The sequence below is a fragment of the Halalkalibacter alkalisediminis genome (assembly GCF_028610705.1).
Classification (GTDB): Bacteria; Bacillota; Bacilli; order Bacillales; family Bacillaceae_D; genus Halalkalibacter; species Halalkalibacter alkalisediminis.
In genome coordinates, this window is the sequence record NZ_JAQQWT010000045.1 from 1 (window position 1) to 20,121 (window position 20,121).

The 20,121-nt window shown below is 36.6% G+C and carries 16 protein-coding genes and 1 pseudogene; 5 read left to right on the forward strand and 12 right to left on the reverse strand.

The genetic code is table 11. The annotated features are described in order from the left end of the window. Positions 1–534: 534 nt before the first annotated feature. Positions 535–1,779, reverse strand: a complete 1,245-nt coding sequence (locus PQ474_RS23495; RefSeq protein WP_273848010.1) for a hypothetical protein — start codon at positions 1,777–1,779, stop codon at positions 535–537. 299 nt (positions 1,780–2,078) lie between these two features. Here PQ474_RS23495 and PQ474_RS23500 point away from each other — a divergent pair, with 299 nt between their 5' ends. After that, positions 2,079–2,330: a hypothetical protein gene (locus tag PQ474_RS23500; protein WP_273848011.1), complete on the forward strand. Its 252-nt coding sequence runs from the start codon at positions 2,079–2,081 to the stop codon at positions 2,328–2,330. A 177-nt stretch (positions 2,331–2,507) separates the two neighbouring features. On the opposite strand, the gene PQ474_RS23505 is transcribed toward PQ474_RS23500, so the two are convergent. From PQ474_RS23505 to PQ474_RS23530, 6 genes and pseudogenes are all read right to left on the reverse strand, one after another. Then, positions 2,508–2,912, reverse strand: a complete 405-nt coding sequence (locus PQ474_RS23505) for a hypothetical protein (RefSeq protein ID WP_273848012.1) — start codon at positions 2,910–2,912, stop codon at positions 2,508–2,510. Between the two features lie 221 nt (positions 2,913–3,133). Next, entirely contained in the window at positions 3,134–4,501 is a 1,368-nt protein-coding gene (locus tag PQ474_RS23510; RefSeq protein ID WP_337956401.1) for a nuclease domain-containing protein, read from the reverse strand. Next, positions 4,478–4,879 (reverse strand): annotated as a pseudogene (locus PQ474_RS23515) (DUF2357 domain-containing protein); the annotation flags it as partial. The pseudogene PQ474_RS23515 and the gene PQ474_RS23510, both read right to left, overlap by 24 nt. Positions 4,880–4,900: 21 nt before the next feature. Beyond that, the gene (locus PQ474_RS23520) at positions 4,901–5,887 is read right to left on the reverse strand and encodes an HNH endonuclease (protein ID WP_273848013.1); all 987 of its coding nucleotides are present in this window, start codon (positions 5,885–5,887) and stop codon (positions 4,901–4,903) included. Between the two features lie 86 nt (positions 5,888–5,973). Continuing rightward, positions 5,974–6,300, reverse strand: coding sequence for a nucleoside triphosphate pyrophosphohydrolase (locus tag PQ474_RS23525; RefSeq protein WP_273848024.1), 327 nt, complete (start codon positions 6,298–6,300; stop codon positions 5,974–5,976). A gap of 75 nt (positions 6,301–6,375) precedes the next feature. Further along, positions 6,376–8,220, reverse strand: a complete 1,845-nt coding sequence (locus PQ474_RS23530; RefSeq protein WP_273848014.1) for a DUF2075 domain-containing protein — start codon at positions 8,218–8,220, stop codon at positions 6,376–6,378. Positions 8,221–8,357: 137 nt separating this feature from the next. On the opposite strand from PQ474_RS23530, the gene PQ474_RS23535 reads away from it, so the two are divergent. Further along, positions 8,358–8,753, forward strand: a complete 396-nt coding sequence (locus tag PQ474_RS23535) for a (deoxy)nucleoside triphosphate pyrophosphohydrolase (protein WP_273848015.1) — start codon at positions 8,358–8,360, stop codon at positions 8,751–8,753. Positions 8,754–8,771: 18 nt separating this feature from the next. Here the strand turns inward: PQ474_RS23535 and PQ474_RS23540 are convergent, their stop codons facing one another. Beyond that, positions 8,772–11,582: a DEAD/DEAH box helicase gene (locus tag PQ474_RS23540; protein ID WP_273848016.1), complete on the reverse strand. Its 2,811-nt coding sequence runs from the start codon at positions 11,580–11,582 to the stop codon at positions 8,772–8,774. 348 nt (positions 11,583–11,930) lie between these two features. Further along, entirely contained in the window at positions 11,931–13,130 is a 1,200-nt protein-coding gene (locus PQ474_RS23545; RefSeq protein WP_273848017.1) for a YHYH domain-containing protein, read from the reverse strand. Between the two features lie 187 nt (positions 13,131–13,317). On the opposite strand from PQ474_RS23545, the gene PQ474_RS26725 reads away from it, so the two are divergent. Then, the gene (locus PQ474_RS26725; protein WP_390187008.1) at positions 13,318–13,575 is read left to right on the forward strand and encodes an AAA family ATPase; all 258 of its coding nucleotides are present in this window, start codon (positions 13,318–13,320) and stop codon (positions 13,573–13,575) included. An 845-nt stretch (positions 13,576–14,420) separates the two neighbouring features. Here the strand turns inward: PQ474_RS26725 and PQ474_RS23550 are convergent. Then, positions 14,421–15,491, reverse strand: coding sequence for a hypothetical protein (locus PQ474_RS23550; protein ID WP_273848018.1), 1,071 nt, complete (start codon positions 15,489–15,491; stop codon positions 14,421–14,423). Positions 15,492–15,572: 81 nt separating this feature from the next. Then, entirely contained in the window at positions 15,573–16,532 is a 960-nt protein-coding gene (locus PQ474_RS23555; protein ID WP_273848019.1) for a helix-turn-helix transcriptional regulator, read from the reverse strand. A gap of 1,041 nt (positions 16,533–17,573) precedes the next feature. Between PQ474_RS23555 and PQ474_RS23560 the strand changes: the two genes are divergently transcribed. Beyond that, complete coding sequence (locus PQ474_RS23560; protein WP_273848020.1) at positions 17,574–18,857, forward strand: MFS transporter; 1,284 nt, start codon at positions 17,574–17,576, stop codon at positions 18,855–18,857. A 523-nt stretch (positions 18,858–19,380) separates the two neighbouring features. Next, positions 19,381–19,710, forward strand: a complete 330-nt coding sequence (locus PQ474_RS23565) for an MATE family efflux transporter (protein ID WP_273848021.1) — start codon at positions 19,381–19,383, stop codon at positions 19,708–19,710. Here PQ474_RS23565 and PQ474_RS23570 read toward each other — a convergent pair. Beyond that, complete coding sequence (locus tag PQ474_RS23570) at positions 19,693–19,923, reverse strand: hypothetical protein (protein ID WP_273848022.1); 231 nt, start codon at positions 19,921–19,923, stop codon at positions 19,693–19,695. The genes PQ474_RS23565 and PQ474_RS23570 overlap by 18 nt on opposite strands. Positions 19,924–20,121: the final 198 nt, after the last annotated feature.

Consider the following 20,121-nt stretch of genomic DNA (forward strand, 5'->3'; position numbering starts at 1 on the left):
CCAGGATCAAACTCTCCATAAAAGTGTTTGATTTGTGCTCAAACTGTATCGCTAACGATACTTCATTGTGATTTTACGAAATCACTTAAAATTGACGAGAAAATCATGTTTTCTCTTTTCGCTTGGCTTTTGTTCAGTTTTCAAAGAACTATTGTGTCACTTCGTTAGCGACATTTAATATCATAACACAACGAATCATTCCGCGCAACAACTTTTTTAAAAAAGTTATTTTCGCAATTCGCTACGAAACAATCAGTCGTTAACGGCGACAAGTAATACTATAACATGATTAATAATTCTACGCAAGAATTAATTTTGAACTAATTTTTGCGGCTAGGTTTATTAATCTATCACACTTCAAAAACATAAGCAACAAAGAAAAAAATCAACAGTTCCAAAAACAGTTGACTCCCTCTTTTCTACCTATTTAATCGTTCAATCCTATTTTAATAACATAAATAGAGATCTACTACCTATCCAAGTTCACAGCGATTGTGACTACCCGTCCATCACCTCCACTGAACCTAATTAATCTCACACTAACTTCCCAAGCTCGTCCACAAAAGCTGGTCTTTTGATATATTGCTGCATTAAGGAGTTGATTACTTTCTGTGCTTGAATGTCGCCACATACCTTTTGGAACCTTTGGATCAAATAACCTACCTTTTTATATTGTTTTCGATTGCTCGCCCGTTCAGCCTCCGTTAGGATTAGAGTTTTAAATAGTTCAATCACTTCTTCAAGATAATCTTCAACTAAATAAGGATAAAGATCTTCTATAGAAAAGAGGTGACGCTCACAGTACTGGAGTAACTTCCCCTTCATATTTTCTGTTTTTATAATTTCTAAATAAACTGAAGAAGGAGAAGATTGTTTCTCGAACGTGGTAAGAATCTCTCCGAGGACTTCACTCCACTCAATTGGCTGATACAGTCCTTTTAATTTAGAATAATAACCAAAGTCGCCATTATATATTAAATCTAACGCAAGTTTCCTTTGACCTTCTACATCACCCAGCGCCTCACAGGCCTGAAATCGATATTTTTTCCATGATCGAACGAGTCCAGGGTACTCTTTATTTAATTTCTCCCCTTCGTTACAAAGCTTAATCACATCAGAAAACTCGCCTGCTTCCATATGAGATGCTATCGCCATTTCTCTAAAAGTACTGTACGTAATATTAGCGTTTATAAACTCTTGTGCCTTTTCCTCAGTGTCATAACGTTCTATCATCTCAAGTTGAAGTCGTTTTAATTCTTTACGATGATAATCTGAACTCCAAGAGGAATCCGGGAGGTTTTCGAGCATGCTGTTAAGATGTTCTTCAAGTTTTGCCCTTAAAACGGGGTTATTAGAAAAAGAAATACAGATCCTCAATAACTTTACTGACCAATCACTCCACCCGTCATAGCGTTTGTTTTGCGCTTCTTTTAAGATGGCAGAAAAAATCTTCCGTTGTTCACGGTCCGATAATTGATACATGCCCATCGAAACGGATTCATCCATGATCTCTAAGCTTCCCTCGATCAAACCTCCCACAATTCCGCTTGAGTCATCACAGTACTGGAGCATATCAACAACAATTGATAACACCGCTTTACATAGCAACACTGCGCTTTCCGTATCACCTGCTATCATTTTCCCATGAGCTTTTTCTAAAATCATCTCTGCTCCCACTACCGCTTGCCCCACATCTCTCCACTCAATAAAACCACGACGCTTATACTGATTAATGTACTCCCTAATCAACTTCTTACTAGTAGATATCTCCGTTTTCATCCTTCTCTTCCTCCTCCTAGCTCGTTTTAACAATCTGTATCATCACTCGGAAACCACAATGTTATAAAATCATAATATCATCTATCCGACATAACTTTGGAGAAAAATATATAACCTATTCAATCGGCCAGTGTTCTTAGTGGATTTCATATTAACTTTTAACCTCTCTACATCCGAACCTCTCTGTCATGAATAGAGCATTCTTTCAGTAAGTTCTCTTTCTCGTCAATCTTTCCACATACTTCCTTCATATTTTACTTCTATTCTTAAATTAGAAAATAAAAAGGAGATGATAACGAATGAAAGCAATCGTTCTAACTGCCCTAACAGTATCATTATTAGTAGTAGGAACTGGAAATGCATTAGCGATGGAACCAGAAAGCCAAATGGGAAATGAGTATGGAACATTTAATTTCGGACAGAAGTTGTCCATGCATGAAGATATGAGTGTTCAAGAAGTAAAAGCGATGTATGAAGACCATCACGGAACCTTAGGAGCGGCACCGAGCAATAACTTTACAAAGCACGATTGTATGTTGGAGAAAAAATAAAAAAGGAAGGTGACTTAAAGGTCGTACGATCAAGGAAACAAAAAATTCAATTGCCTTTATTTCCATTCAATTGTTCAATCTTCATATTCCGCAGCCTACCCAATACGGAATATCCAAGCTGATTTTAACTAACCCTATATCACTTTGCCTACAGAGCATTTGCCATTTGCATTTTAGTTAATTTGAGTTCACTATATCTTCAATCGATTTTATATGCTTGGCCAAGGACTCTCCTTTATACACACAGTCTTTTATGGCTAATACGGGACGAAGAATCACTTCCACTTCTTCATTTATGATTCTTAACTCAGTCCTGTCCGGTTCAACTGGATAATAGGAGCCCCACTCTACCGTTCCATCAAACATTTTTTTCAAGACTTCTCCATAATAAACACCGAATAAAATAGCAAGTTTGGGTTTTAAATCGTCTTCAACCGATCTATATAGTTGTGGTACTTCTTCTTCTAATTGTTTAATGCTTTTATGAGAGAGGTCGATTTTAATGTTGAAGTTAGCACACATTTCACAAAAATCAGTTGAATGTACGTAGCTAATAAGACTGCTCAAAGTACTGTCACTCATAGAAATTCCCCCCTTGACGTCCAAAGTTACTAGTTAGAATGAGCTATTCACCTGATAGCTATTCTAAAAAAAGAAACGTCTGTCATGAACGTATTCCCAAAAAAGCACCTGCCTTAATCCTAATTAGATACAAAGAACTCAGAAGCGTTGTGCTGCTGAGTCCTTTTGTATTTCTTTGCAAGAAAGGAGGGGAGCCACTCTCATAGGTTCCCCGAAGACCATCACCTTACCATCATTTCTATTACCTCCCGAAACACCCCACTCGGCTTCCTCTTCAACTCCTCATACCCAATCTCCAGGCAAACCTCACCCTTCACAATCTCAAACCGATCTTCCGCCCCGTTCATCCTAACCTCCACATCCTTAAACCGATACCTCTCAACCCCACTCGCCTTATCTAACTGCTCCGAATTGAGCTCCACCTTCACCCGGTCCGACACCCTTCTCAGCATCCGCCAAACCGTCAACTCATCCTTCGACTTCATAAACAACTCCGGCAATTCCTTCGCTTCCTTCAACTGAGCTAGTGTCGTCATCGCATACCCCGCAATGCCGTAATTCACAGGCTTAATCACATCCGGAAGGTTCATCCATGACTCCACCGTCAATCGAACCTCACCATCATCCCCTACCGTAACATCCTTCACCTGTCCGTAATTCCGCACACCATTCCAACCAACGCCAGCCTCTTTACTCACATACAAAGCCACATACTCCGCTTCCTGCCAGCCAGTCTTCAGTTGTTCGGAATCCAGTACATAAACAGTCTCTTGCCTACACCGACGATACTGCTCCTCCGTCGACACAACCCCTAACAACACTTTCTCATTCAAAGAAGAAACCCATTCTTCCCTCGTCCCTCTCGGCAAAATGCCTTCCTCTTGAATCTCTTCTGGACTCTTTTCGATTAACCTCTCAAGAAACTGCTCCACCAAATCCGTAGCTGACGGCAAAAACGGCAAGCCCCCAATATTCACTTCATCAATGCTCTTATAAAAATAATGCTCCTGATACACCGATTCATCTGCCCACGGAAACAACACATACGCCCCAAAGGCCGTTCGCTCATAGGGTCCTTCCTGCCTCGCCACAATCGAATCCCTGTAGCGATGCATCGTATTAATATCCTCTTCTAATGGACCAGGCGTTTGATAGCGATTCCCATAAAAGCTATCCTCCACCGCAAAATCAATCCGGTACTTCGCATCAAACACATAGTTAAAGGAATAGTCCTTCCCTTTCTTTTCGATACTTAAGACACTATCTGGCTTTTGCGTGGTCGTCGGATTTTTCTCCACCATTTGATACGTTAAGACAATTTTCTCATCTGTTACTGGATGCTTGAACACTCGTTTCGCGGATTGATTCGTATCTAACCGCACAAACAACCCATCCCGATTGACCTTGACAATATCTTGACTAACGTGTATATATTTCCTACGCAATAGTTGTCCCAGCTTCAAAAACGTCCAACACTCATAGAGCTCTGCGACATCCTTTACCGACATTTGATAGATCTTACCCTGCAGCGCAAGGCCTTTTGACACCGTTAAATAGATTTGAAACGCATCACGGTATCCAGGTGCCATTTGCAACACAAGACTCATCACCGAACGGTTGAACACCCCAACTTCTTTCCAAAACGGATTCTTCCTTTTGACTTTCAGCTTCTGAATCATCTCTTTCACTTGATCCAAAAGCTCCAAATCCGCCTCAACCTTGCGCCATTTTTGATTCGTCAACTTCCCATACAAATACTCCAGTTTATCGACAAGTCTCGACATCATCCATTTCACATAGCGGTTTTCGGTCGTATCATAAGTGAGCGCTTTTTTAATCTTCAGTCCCTCATTCGGCATGACCCTCTTATCCGCAAGCCTTACACCATTCTTCACTTCCACAAACACATGAGGATTCTTCCTGAGGTAACTCCTCCCCTTTGAATCAAGGCGCTGCAGCTGATCCCCTCTTGCTCGCTCGTCTTACTATTAAGGACTCCAAATCGTATCAAACCCATTTTTAATAGAATAATCATAAAGCATAATAATTTTCTTATCTTTATAATTCATCATCATCTTTGTAATAGTAACATCATCTTTTTTATCACTTAAATCTTCATTTCGATTAATGATGTTCTCAAGGAAATCCTTTTTCGGTAGTTTGTCACTTTTTGAGCTATTACACTTATTACAAGATAGAACAAGGTTCCAAATATGATCTGATTGTACGAACGACCATGGGATAAAATGATCAACATGCGTTTCTCCCTTTTTACCTGATAGTCCCTTTTCACAGTAGAAACAGCTTGCTTCGTAATGATTAAGTAAAAGCCTTTCAAAGGGGCGTAGGGTTGAACGTTTTGCAATACTTTCTACCTTCCCAAGGAGATAATTAATACTTGGGACTTCATTTAATTCTTCAATCATTACAGCCATATGGTAATTCGTAAGATTCACAATAAGCCTTTGATAGTTCAACATAAAGCTATGGACTGCAGGATTTAACTTAAAGAATTCTTTTTTATGATCAAATGCATAGAAACTTCCTCTTGTATCGCCATATAGCGCTCCATAAACATTTTCTTTCATTGTCGCTTTGACTTTACTAACAAGTTTAACTTGCAACTGTTCATCTATTTTATCGAATATGAATTGAGAGGGAATTCCGTACTTGCTCTGTGCCTCTTTAATAATCGTAACAACTCTTGCATTTTTCCCTCTGTTTTGCTTTATTAAATCGTGCTGGACAATTAAGTTCCAATAAATTTTGGTAAAAGAAAATGCCAGCTGATCGTATGTCAGTTCAAACCGCTCATTAACCTGATATAGGTTTTCTATTAGGGCTTTAATTAGAGCATATTTATACGTAGACGACTTAACTGATTTACTGGATAATACAATCGTAAATATTCTCCAAATTTCCTCATCAGTTAAGTACGACTCTCTCAGCTCACCTACTTTTAACTTATGACTCATCTAACCTCCACCCTTCAACTACCTTTTGAGCTACTCGTACCAGTAGCCTTTCTTTATTTTAATCCTACTAAAGTTGTTTAGTTGAATTAATCATCTTCTACATCAATCAAAAATATTCTCTCCTTAAATCCACCACGATTTGCAAGTTTATCCTCTCGTACACGCTCAATTTCACTTGGTTCCACTCCAGCATACTGTCCAAGTGCATAGACCACTTCCATCAAATCAGCCATCTCTTCCACTAACTCTTCCTTAGTTGATGCTCGTAAAAGCTCCTCTACTTCTTCTTGCAGCTTCACTTTTAATTCCTTCTCATATGTACGTGCATCTAATACATCCCTCCGAAAATTCTTCCCCGTCTTCTGAATAATTTCAGGAATTCGATCTCTTACAAGTTTGTTATATGTAGGCACATAGGTCATCCTTTCTACAGTAGTGACGCAAAATAAATGAACAAGAGCACGGAAAAATACCATGCTCCTCGCTCCTTACATATGCTTCCTAATATACCGAGCCAACCCCTCATCACAACAATACACATAGCAACCTTTCATTCCTCTTGTCATCAACGTTTTATACGTATTTCTCACAAGATCAATTAAGGGATCTGTTTGTCCTTTTTTAGGTTTAGCTGGTCTAGCACCTTTATCTTTAAATTCTTCTCTTCTCACAATGATAGAATCTGATTCCTCATCATATCCTAAGTCCTTCCCAATAATAACACCCGCATAATCCATCTCAAGACCTTGAACTGTATGAATACAACCAATTTGATACGAACAATCTTGATGAATCGCCCAATCAATACGATTCGGGTCGTTCCAAGGCATCGCAAAATCAAATTCTTCCACAACAACATCCTTTGGTAACTCACCATCTATAAGCTTTTTATTCCAATCCCAAGCGTATCCAGCTAATATTCTACCACCACGTTTATCCACAATCTCATTGACTAATTCTTGAGGATTCGATACAACCTGAAAGTCAAAATCACCTTCCAGTTGCGTGGCCTCTCCTCCAATATCAAGCAAATGATCTAACCAGCTAATATAGTTACCAGACCCTGAACAACGAAACTGTGAACCTAATTCAACTACATGAACATCCGGCCCAGCTTTCTTCGCTTCTTCCTGAATCACATCAAAGCTACCAATATCCTTTTTCGATATCACTTGCCTGTCATCCACGAAAAATACACTCACCTTGCTCGATCTGATAATTTGTGTTGCTTGGTTTTCGCCCTCTATCTTCTTTTTCATATGACCATGTTCTTTTAAACGATGAGCTTCATCACAGATTAATACATCATAATAATCTTCAGGCGCATGTACATATGATGCTGACCCCTTAAATAAATCCCTTACCTCAACATGTCCGGATCTACCAATTAGTTTCTTTCTCAATATTTCTCGGAAAGCTTGATTAGGTGTAATATACTCCGCAACAGCACCACTATCTAGCATATAACTCATTAGATTCAGTCCAATAACGGACTTGCCTGTTCCTGGTCCACCCTTAATAATGATCACATGTTTCATGTCTGTCTTCGTTTTCATTTGATTGTATTTCATTCTTACTTTTTCATAAGCAACTTTTTGCTCATCTAGCAAGACAAACTCTTCATTTCCTTCAATCAATGACTTAACCGTCTCAACTAACTTTTTCGAAGGACGTATCTTACCTTGTTCAATCTCTTCGGCGATCTCTTTCCCATTACCTTCTGATACCTGTTCATGAATATCTTTCGCCAGTTTCCTGTCATCAAATTGAAAGTAAATTGGCGAATCCATTAAATACTTTCGATACTGTTCACTCAACAACGGCTCTTTCACTCGATCTTCAATATAATTATGTAAATAAGCACAGGAATTTAATTGAATAGTCGAATCTGTATAAAGAGATTCGTTAAAATTTTGAAGATATCGTTTATAGGAAGAGGCTTGATAAGATGGATGGACTGTTTCTCGTTCTCTCCCACCCAAAAATGTCTGAACAATGCCATCCCCTTCTGCAGCTTTTGCTCTTTGCCACTGCTTTAGTTCAACAATAAGCGCATTTCTCTTTCCTTTCCAGTCATGTCCCGTAATAAAGAAATCAATTCTTTTCTCTGTGGAAGGCAATTTATACTCTAATAACACATGAGTATCTTCTTTTAAGTCCGCATCACGTAGAATCTTTGCCATTTGTGGAAGTGAATTTTCCCAAGATCTCAACTCACTGTCTGATACGACTTTATTCATTTTTGCTAAGACATTTTCTTTTAGAACGTAACCGATTTTGTTTTCGTATATGTGATTTAGGAATTCAGATGATGGTTTGTTGTAGATGATCATTGGTTGAACCCTCACTGTAATTTTTTACTAATTATAACATATTTACTGGTTACATTGATCTATTGCTGTTTTATTAACACTAATAATTCTAAAAATGATAATATGAATGTATATACATAGAATTTAGGAGGATTACCTTGAAAAAAATAGTTAAAGTAGTAGCAGCCATCATAGAAAATGAGCAAAATGAAATCCTATGTGCCCTAAGATCTCCCGAAATGGCGATTCCAAACATGTGGGAGTTTCCAGGTGGAAAAGTAGAGAAAGACGAAGATATCTATACCGCGCTTATAAGAGAAATTAATGAGGAATTACAATGCGAGGTTGAAACCATTGATTTATTCAATGATAATACCCACGAATACGATAATTTCACTATTAACCTAATCTCCATTAAAGCCAAAATTGTTACAGGGACTCCAGTAGCTAATGAACACTCAAAACTAATCTGGATTAAACGAGAAAATCTTGAATCTTTAAAATGGGCTCCTGCTGACATTCCAGCAGTTGAACAATTAATCAACGAAAAATAGTCTTCTCAAATGAGAAGACTATACTTTTTTTACAAACTCAGTATATACCCTTGTAGGAATCTCCGTTTCTAACTCTAGTTTAACGGTTATTGGTTTTTCTCCTTCGAACTCAACAGCATTACCTTTTCCAATATAAATATAAGGTTCCACCTTACCATCAATCTCTTTATATTTACGAACAAACAAATGGAGGTTAATACCTCTTTCACGATTATAAATGATATTTCTCCCTCTATCAGATGTTTGATTTGTGCTATTCGGTGTTTGCCATTGGAAGAAGTTCTGATCAATAAATTTATCTTTATAATTGATACTTTCCTTTATATCCTCTTCTTTATGAAGGTCGATAAATAAGAAATAATCATTTCCATTCGCTAACAATCCAGACCCTCTAAATGCAGTATGGATTTTACGATAATTAGAAAGTAACGCCGCATCAATCATTTGATATTGTTCAAAGAGTTTAAAATGAGGAACACCGTAGTATTCATTATTGAATTCCTTCTCATATCGGAAGATGCCATATGTGACAATGTCCTCAATATACTTACGGAATTCCTCATTGACTAGTACCGCATTAAATTCTTCTGTTTTAAACAGCAAACCCTCGCTAAAATGAAATAGTTTCAGCCTGCTTTTCTTTTGAACACTATCATAATAATCTTGATTTAAACACTCAAAAGCATGTAACACACTATCTTCATCTATTTCCTTAACGAACTTTAGAATCTCATGTTTCGCCTCGTCAACTGCAATCTCATCATTAATTAAAAGATATTTAATAATAACAAATTCATTGATCCTTTTTAGTGGAAGCTTACCTGATAATTCTTTAAGTGCACCTTCAAAAGCATCATTACTCAATAGAGCCTTCAAGTGATCGTCTCTTTCTACTTTTGCAACAAATTGTAAGTAAGTTTTCTCTCGATCAATAAACTTTACTGGATCAGGTGCGCCATCGAATTTTAAATAATCAACTAAATAATAAGGAATATATCCCTGATTCATCTTTTTAAATTCAAAATATTCTTCTTTCAAATATTTCATCGAATTAAAATTTTCTTGATCAATTTGCTCCAGAATTCTTTCTTGTGAGATTTTATCCATTTGAATATGTGTAGCACCAGGAATGTTAGCAAACCCTGTGGCAATAGCAACTTTCAAGCTTTCTTTATCATAGTAACGACTTCCATTTAACGCGATTGCTATTAAAAACGTTTTACTATGGTTCCCGATAAAATCGAGTACGGTCAAAAAACTCTTGCTTTTATGTTTTCGCAAGCCTCGCCCTAACTGTTGAATAAAAACAATCGGAGAATTAGTAGGTCTAAGCATTAAAACCTGATTGACAGAAGGAATATCAACACCCTCATTAAAGATGTCTACTGTAAAGATAAATTCTAATTCATCCAAATCATTTTCAAGTCTATTCATATATTGAGACCGTAGTTCAACTGAATCTTCACCAGATAAGCAGATACTCTTATAGCCTCTACTATTAAATTCTGCTGCCATGTATTTAGCATGTTCTACACTTGCACAAAAGCCTAGACACTTTCTTTTTTCTCCATCATGACTGTAGAAGTTCATATTCTCAATAATGAAATCTACTCTTTCGTTAACTTTTAAACGTTTCGTTATTTCCGCAACATCGTCTATATCTACATCGCTTAAGTCAATTCCTTCAATATCCGTAATCCCAAAATAGTGGAACGGAATAACAAGCTCATCTTCTAAAGCATCATGTAAACGAACTTCTAATGCGACATTGTTATTAAATAACTCAAAAACATTATTATGATCACTCCGCTCTGGAGTTGCTGTCATGCCAAGTGTGAATTTCGGTTTAAAATAATCCAAAACTGATTGATAACTGGGACTAGTTGCATGATGAGCCTCGTCAATAATCAAATAATCAAATTCATCAATTTTGAACTCATCATAGCATTTAGACAGAGTCTGAATCGTCGAAAACACATAGTCTGCACCCTTTTGTTTCTGATTCCCTGTCAATAGACCGAGAGTTACCCCTCTGTTCGTAATCAGTTGCTCAAAAGTTTCTTTTGCTTTCTTAAGAATCTCTTCTCTATGAACGATAAAAAGCACTCTTCTAGGTTTGTAATTCTTCACATCAAATGCAGACATATAAGTTTTACCAGTCCCAGTAGCAGCAATAACCAGAGCCTTATCTTCCCCAAACGATCTGATTCTTTCTAAATTTTCCATCGCTCTTTTCTGCATACGGTTAGGAATTATGTACTCGGAATTCTCATAGATTAAATTGTGTGTAATGTTAGGAGTAGTTAATCTACTTAGAAATTCTTCATATCTACTAATAAAATCATCATCAGCAACAACACTACTATTCCACAAATGATCATATTCTTTTAGGACGTCTTTAATAAAGGCTGCATCATCTTTTGAGATGATTTCTACATTCCACTCTATATTACTTTTAAGAGCACTTTGTGTAATATTAGACGAACCAATAATTACTTTAAAAAGATCCTTATACTCAAAGATATATGCCTTTGTATGAAAACCAATTTCTTTATCTGTTACAAATACTTTCAGGTCAATATTATTAAAATCATTAATCTTTTTAAGTGCTTTTGATTCTGTAAAATTTAAGTAGGTAGAGGTAATGATTTTACCTTTTATTCCTTTTTTATCAGCTTCTTTGAATGAGTCTAATAAAAGCTGAAGACCACTGAAATTAATAAATGCTACACTAAAGTAAAATTGCTCACATTCTATGATTGATTTTGTTAGTTCATTTAAAAGGTTTCCTTTGTCTGAATTGACTATTAGCTTTTTTTCGACTGTCATTTGTATATACTCCTTACTAACTCTCTTATTTACCTTTAATTATGACTTGACTATATATTTCAAGGTGATTTTATGATTCCTGAGTCAATCGATTCGATCCTTTAGTACCATCACTTTTCTATTATACATTAGATCGCTGCCACAAATTGACTTACCTCAGTATTTATAAGTAGAAAAATCAAAAATATTTGCAACTTAAATAATCAGGATGAAAACATGGCCTTACTCACCGAGAAAACTGTCGAAAAAAGCGCTTATTCTTGAAGAAGAATAAGCGCCTAATATTGTATTATTATTCTTTTTAACTAGTAACATACTGATATTTATATAAGCAATCAATAATGGTAATTAATCGTTAGTTTTCTTTCGTCTTTTTTTAAAGTAAACCCCTAATGATACACCACCAAGTGGGATTCCTAAACCGGCTGCATACATCATTTTTGTTTTCGTTTCTGCTGCTCTCATCTCTTGTCCTTCTTCAAAGAGTTCATCATAAAGTGCAATCGCGTCGGCATTTATTTCAAATTGTTCAGGTATAAAATATTTAGAATTTGTTCTACCATTTTCAAGTGCTGTGTCCTTAATTTGTTGAGCTACATCATTAGATTGATAACCATCTAAATACCACTCTAAAATCTCTTCGTGATCACTATCGGTTGGTTCAATAAAAGTAATGTTAACAAAGGCAGAATGATATCCTTCCGATATTACTTCTTCTTTTCGGTTTAACTTGCCTTCTTCATAGCCGTTTTTGTATGAATCTTCAAATCTAGTATCGATGCTTGAAATAGTTGACTCATTCAAAATGTAACCATTTTCTTTTCCTAGGTTAAAGTTTTTCTCACTTTCTTCCTTGGTTCTTTTATCAAGGCCTTTCTTGAAATTTTTTTCAAAAGATTTTTTTAATTCTTCATCGTTTGAAAAATGTTCTGGGATGATTAATTCTCCTAAACTGTAACCGAGATCATACCCTGCTATCTCAGAACTATGGATCTTTTCTTCACGTTCAAACGCTTTCAAAAATGCTTCTTTATATGCGTCATTCCAATCTTCTGATTTTGTATCAAGATAAGACACTTCATTTTCACCTTTTTTTCTATAGGTGCTTTTACCTTCTTCTTTCCCTAGATTACTTCCATCTAACCTATCTTCTTCCCTTATTTTCTTAAGGCCTTCGTTATAACCAGCTTCATAACCAGCAGCATAACCGATCTTAAAGCCTTGATTACCAGAATCAGTATTAGTAGTTTTAGCAGCTCTACTATATCCGTCATCAAAACCATTTGCTTCCCCAGCTACTTTTCCCTTATCTACATCTACTTGCGTATAGCTCGGTTTGGGTGCCGTTGTGTTAGTACTTGAACTTGTATTCTTGGTACCTCCGTTATGCTTGTGATACTCACCAGTTTTATATCCCCATTTCTCACAGTTCGTTCTACAAGTGTGCCCTCCATTACTGTCTGTTCTCCCCGGGTGTGCGAATGTCTCTTGTACTGATAAAAACAATGTAAGAATTAATAAACCAGCAATAACCAAAAATTTCTTCATCTCTACTCTCCTACAATCTTTTTTACAATCCCTCCAATATATTACATATTTCTTTAATAAACTACAATATGTAATTAATTATTTAATGATTTATTTCTTCCACACTGTAGTGAAGAAGAATACCTTATCTACATTTCACTTTTCTTTTATACTCTAATGATGCAGATCTAACGGGGCAGCAAATTATATATTTGGAGATAAACATTCTAAATCATCATTTGCAAGAGATTTATTACAAAGAGAATCAAACATTGTACTTATTGATGAATTTGATAAAGTACATCCAAACTTCTATAACGCTTTTTATGAAATCTTTGACGAAGGAAAGTTCAATGATTTAAATTATTCCGTCAATGTTAATAATTGTATATTTGTTCTAACGACAAATTATATTAGCGAGGATGATATTACTAAAAGTTCGGAGTGCCTATTTACTCAAGGATAAATTCAATTATTGAATTTAACGAATTAAGTAGTTCTGAAAGAGTTGAAGTTATAAATCGATTATACGAAGAGACTGTTTTAAATTTGGATAGCGAGGAAGTTAAAACTATTGAGCAGGCTAAATTAAAAGATTGGTTTGTTGACAATGCTTTGCATTTTTAATAATGTTCGTATGTTGAGATCAAGAATACAAGAAGCAATCTACGATATCCTGACATCCAGGTTATACCTTTAATACATATGATAATAGTAACAATGCACTTCAGTATAGCTTTTGAAGCTTTATTTACGATGTCCAAATCGATATCTATACGAAGAGTTAAAGAACAAACTCATAAGAATTATTGCAGAGCTATCTTTTGAGCAAAAGATAGCTTTATATTCCAACTGCCGTTATAGCCTTAAGGCATTTTTGTTAATGTTTTGCAATCATTAATCTTATCAATCATTACTTCCTTGGAGTTTAGTAGTTGGGGTTAAATAACACAAAATCAGTTGGTTTACTCCATTTCGAAGTAAAGCGCCAATTTGTTGAATATCGTTCTTTATGTCATTAGAGCCTAAAAAGAATAACCCCTGGAACATCATATAAAAAGAAGTAAAGGATTCTAGTCCTATGATTCAATCCCTTTAAAGAAAGATTTAAATATATCAAACATAAAAGTCAAAATTAAACGCCTCTACTTTTTGTCTAGTAACACCTACTGATGTCTATTTTACTATATTTATGCTTATATGAATTTTTTTGAGTCTAGAATGGCGTTTTGCCACAAGTACCTTCACAGTTCGCGACTTTAACCTTAAAAAAATATCCATATAACTTGCACACTAAAAAAACAGCCCTCCCTACCTCAACTCAAACCACACCTCTACATCCGAACGACGTTGAAACGCTGCTAACGGATCTTCATCATCCTTATCAATAAGGAAGTACGTATACCCTTCGCGTTCGGCCCCTTCATACATTTCATTCCATAAGTCAGGTTCTAATCCAGAGACAGAAATAAAGTCATCGTATGTATTCCCACCTGAACTTACGGCGTCAAATAGGGCATGATTTAAATCAAATGGTTCATTCTCCACTTCATGTACTTTCACATGGAACTTCGCTAACACATACTCCTGATTGTCCCCTGGTTCATCATTAAATTGGTTTCCTTTACGAACCAGATCCCAAGCTTCATCACCACTAATTAGTTCTAGCATTTCAATGTCTAATTTAACATTCCCCTGAAAAAGGTCGTTATATGAAAGGGTTACCCGTTCTCCAATTGTCAGTGGATTGTTTCGTGTACCAACTTCATTTTTATCTTTTGATGAAGCAGCCTCGGCTTCTTGACTTTCTTCCGCTCCATATTTAACTAACAGATCTTCTGGAGGTGTGTCTGCTGATAGAAGTGTACGCAACTCATAATACGTATCACGCATTTCTTCATCTTCAACAGTAGGGCTAAAGATCCAGCCTAGTTTGTCTTCGTAAATAAAGAACAACATTTCTTCAAACTTACCGTCTTCATCTTGTAATCTAGTAAGAGTAAGAATCCCGGTTTCTCCGTCTTCTTCATGCTCCATTGATTCAATAATCGCAAACTGATTTAAGTCAATCGTTGTGAACTCAGATTCTTCGGTAAACCCGTTCATCAAATGAAACAACGGTTGAACATCCGGGTGAATGTAATCATCAATCGCTTGTTCACGCGCTTGCGCATCCGTCGTATAGAAATGTTGTACAAAGCTCTTAATCATTTGCTCTTCTTCGGTTAGAGTGTTCTTCTCCTCTAACCAATTCACTTCTTTCTCTGTTTCTGAAGTTTGTGTTTCTCCATCCACCTTCTCAATCGTTGCTTCCTCACCACAACCAGTTACAATCATTGCTGCAACTACAGCTGACATGAACCATTTCCCTGTTTTTTTCATTTCCTTTCCCCCTATTGAATGTGATTTCCATTCATAGGATAACAAAGTGAAATGACAACTTATTGTCAGCGAACAAATGTTTTATTGATATTTTTTTAACCAATCGGCCAGCATCTGTTTCATTTTTTCTCGGTATTCAATGGGTTCCATGATTTCTGCATCCATTCCGTATTGCATGATCCATTGCAGAAATTCTCGGTCATGGTTCAATGTCACCTCAAACAACAAGCTTCCATCTTTCTTTTCCGTGAGCTTCGGTGTCACAAAAAGTTCCTCTTCTTTTATGTAACGGGCCACATTTGAACTAAATATAACCTTAAAGTGAATCTTATCCGTTCCTTGGATAATCGACCATGTGTGTTGGAAGTATTCCTTCAGGTTAAAGTCTTGTTTCGTGAATGTTTCCTCCGTTTGTTTCACCTCAAGAAATCGGCTTAATCGAAACGTACGAAACCCTTTCTTCTCATGACAATACGCAATTAAATAGAAGCGATGGTCTCTCGGAATTAAGTAATAAGGATCAAGCAAACGTTTGGTTGTGACGTCACGACTTTGTGTGTGATAGACCACCTCAATCGTTTGTGAATGTAATATTGCATGAATGACTGGTGAGAGGAAGTTGGAATGCTCTTCTTGAAAGGAGGGTGTCCCCATTTGAATGATGGATACCATTTTCTGAAGAACATCTTCTAAATCCTTCTTCTCCTTTTGATGAGTCGCCATCACCTTTTCATAGGCGGTATAGAAGTCCGGTGGAACAAGATGGTTAACCGGATCTAAAATCTTCGGCATCATCCCAAACGCTACCGCCTCCTCTTCTGTCCAATCAAGTGGATAAAGAGAAAAGTTACCGACAAAACGATTTCCCTTTCCGTACCCATCACTCATAATCGGTATTCGTGCCGCACTTAAAATCTCTAAATCTCTATAAATCGTTCGTTCCGTTGTTTCACATCTGTCTGCTAGTTCCTTTGATTTAATCCCAGGACTTGATTGAATGAGATTGATAATCCGGACTAGTCTTATTAGTTTTTCTGACATGGGGAGGACGTCCTTTCTATAACTCTATTGTTCATAACAACCTATTTTTACCATTTTACCAATTAAATTGATTAATAGCTTGTTTCATATTAAATTTCACCGGTTTGACAGTCCTACTTCATCCAACAAAAAACCGCCACATCATGTACATACGATTGCGGCTGCTAAAATATTTAAGAAGCACCTGTTGGGAAAAGAGCCTGACCAGAGGCAAAGAGACAGTCAGAATATATCTAGTTGGTTGAAGTCCTATAAACAAATCTGTATTAAGTTGTTTAATTTCACCTTTCTTCCTTTATACAAGATAGGTCTTATTCCTCCACTTTTTTATTCTGGACACATTGTACTTTCAATGGCTCCTTTTCCCAACCACGTTAAAGAGTTAACTTACTTGTATTAGTTTTTCATCCCTTCCCACTTTAACAGGTACTATGGCTTCTGCTGACTTCTATTAGTTCAACATCCGTTCCAGGGATGCTTACGATTAAAGTTTCGCTTATCTGACAGACCTCCCAGGGTATGTACAAAAATTCCTCCCCATGTCCTTGCTTCATCTACTCAGGAACCCCTATGTTAGTTAGATTCATGCGTATTTGCTCTTTTTTTATATCATAAAGTGAAATTACTTTATTGTTCTATGCCTAAAATCCCAACCATGACTAACTTTATAAATAAAAAAGGAAGTATAGTACTTGGAAAGACTTTAACGTTGAAAAACCAAGTTCCTCACGCTGAATTATTCTATCTCTTTTTTCATCTTCCATTCCTTCAAACCCATCACCTCTCTTTCTTTTGAGGCTCGAGCTGCGGGAAGTTGACATCTTGATTTGTTTCATAATTTGTTTCCTCTAAAATACACATTGGTTAGACTTACCCAAAACAACATTTTATAACAATCTAGAAGTGCTATAGCTTGGTCGAACTCGAAAACGAGAGGATTATTACAAACCAAACATGAAGTAGCTTGGTTGTTCAGTAAGTTATCATTACCGTTGCAGGAAATCTATATATATAGAAAAAAGCTAACAGGAGTAGAGGCAATTGGACAAACAAAATAGCAGATTCAGATGGGTTGTGTTGGCTTCTGTATTGTTTACTTACTTATTAATGTCAAGCCAACGAACCGCCCCGGGATTGATTACAGACCAGCTTATGAGGGATTTCCATGTAACAGCATCAACGATTGGGTTACTGACCAGTATACAATTTTTTGTATACACTAGTTTGCAAATTCCAATGGGGATTTTGGCTGATCGGTTTGGTCCCAATATCTTTCTGATTATAGGTGCGATACTTACAGGTATAGGCACAATCATTTATAGTCTTGGTACACATGAATTTGTCTTGTTTTTTGCCAGAATACTTACGGGAATTGGGGATGCGACCATATGGGTCAATATGGTATTAATCTTAAGCCAATGGTTTAAAGTAAAGGAGTTTGTTCGATTAATTGGCCTAGCGGGAATGACAGGAAGTCTTGGGTTCCTTTTAGCGACCGTTCCTTTCTCCGCATGGATTGACTTACTTGGGTGGAGGACAGCATTTTTTTCGGCGGGACTGCTATTATGTATACTTGGCATTCTCCTATTTTTTGTACTTATCAAAAAACCAAAACAAATCTTTCTTAATGATTCAGTATCTGTAAGAAATGAGAAACAACAACCACGTGAAAAAACCTTGGTTTTACTACGAAGAATATTTTCGAATCGGCAGGCATGGGCTTTATTCTTTTGTCACTTTGGCGTTGTTGGTGGATATGTGGGATTTATCAGTTCGTGGGCAGTGCCTTATGGGATGAATATGTATGGCATGACACGTTCAGATGCGAGTCAACTCATAATGATTGGTCTGATTGGGGCTCTTATTGGTGCTCCTCTAACAAGTTGGATCGCAAGTCGGCTGGAAACCATTAAATGCCTTTATGTTGTTGTTCATGTCACTGTTTTATTGAGTTGGTCAGCTTTCCTTTTATTTAAAGGGAACCCACCATTTGTTATGCTCATTGTGCTTTTCTTTTTAATTGGCTTCGGATTTGGTGCAAGTGCCTTAACTTTTTCAGTCGTTCGTCAATCTTTTCCAATAATTGAATCTGGTATTGTTTCCGGGTTTGCAAATACAGGTGGATTTCTAAGTGCTGTATTGCTGCCAGGTATTTTTGGCAAAGTATTGGATCATTTTCAGGTTGCTTTAGGCAGTATGAGTGATGGATACTACTACGGTTTCATCATTCCAGTGATCTTTTCAATGATTGGCTTGCTTGGGGTGCTTTCTATTAAGGAAAAACGTCAGGGTGCAGGACGTAAAACGAATAACCACTCATCTTAGAGAAGCATGAGGACGGTTCTTACATGGCTCAAATTATGGGCTCTAAGTGGAGTGTAAATGGTTAATATCAGAAGAGCATCTTACTTCTGATACTAATCGCAAAATTTTTGAATGCCGAGAAGTCTGGTAAATTAACCACTGCAGAGAATGGACCATCAATCTCAGTGACCATCACACCTTATTTGTTAATAAATCCATTTTTATATGTTCCTCTAAATACGTTTACAGCGGCTAAGCCATTTGAAAAGTTTTCTGCACGATCATACAAGGCGTGCCTGGCACACTCGATTAATACTTAATAGATAATGCTTCCATAATGATATAAAGCTGACAAAATCAATCCCAACTCCCCCCTTCTTTCGATACGAAACGGCTGCACACATGCTTGCTAGCGAAATGTAATGAAACGAAGTGTTCGTCAAGCATTGCTTGACGAACACTTCGATAAGGAGAATAAAAATTGAAACGTAACAACTAAACTTTAAATACGAGTGAGAAACTTAGGACAGAAAAGCCATCGAAATTGTTATGGAATTTATCGATTCCCGCGATGGTCGGGCTATTTGTTATGGCATTATTTAATGTCGTTGATATCTTTTTCATCTCATATGCAGAAGGTGTAGATGCGGTTGCAGGATTGACTGTAGCATTTCCAGTCATGTTGATTGTTATGACATTATCAAGTGCTGTTGGTATCGGTGCAGCTTCTATCATATCAAGACGGTTAGGAGAAAAAAGAGTTGAAGACGCAAATTTGGTTTTTGGAACATTCATTTTTCTAATCCTGATCATCAGTTTTATTAGCATTATCTTAGGGGTTTTCCTATTGCAAAAATCATTTAGCTGGCATTGAAAAAGTTATTATACTACTATTACCTTGTTCTATTTTCGAATAAATTTCTTCAACTACTTCTTTCGCTCTATCGTTTGTGTCATATTTCCCTAATACTTTACTCCAGTAGACGAAAAAACTTCTGTTGACAACTCCTTCAATAAAATTGCCTTTTACGGTTACTTCTTTAACATTTACTAAGACTTTCTTATCTTGAGTTATAATCCATAACATAAAAGTAATCTCCCCCTTGTTATTGCGCATATGATTTTTTACTAAACTGCCATGTTAGTTTAACATTAATTTCCTTTTCATTGACATAAAAAATGCGTTCCTTGTTAAAGAAACGCACCCTTTCGTATTATAAGGTTAACCAGATAAGAAAATATTTCTGGTTGACCTTTTTTTATATGGTCTTATTATAACAGTAGC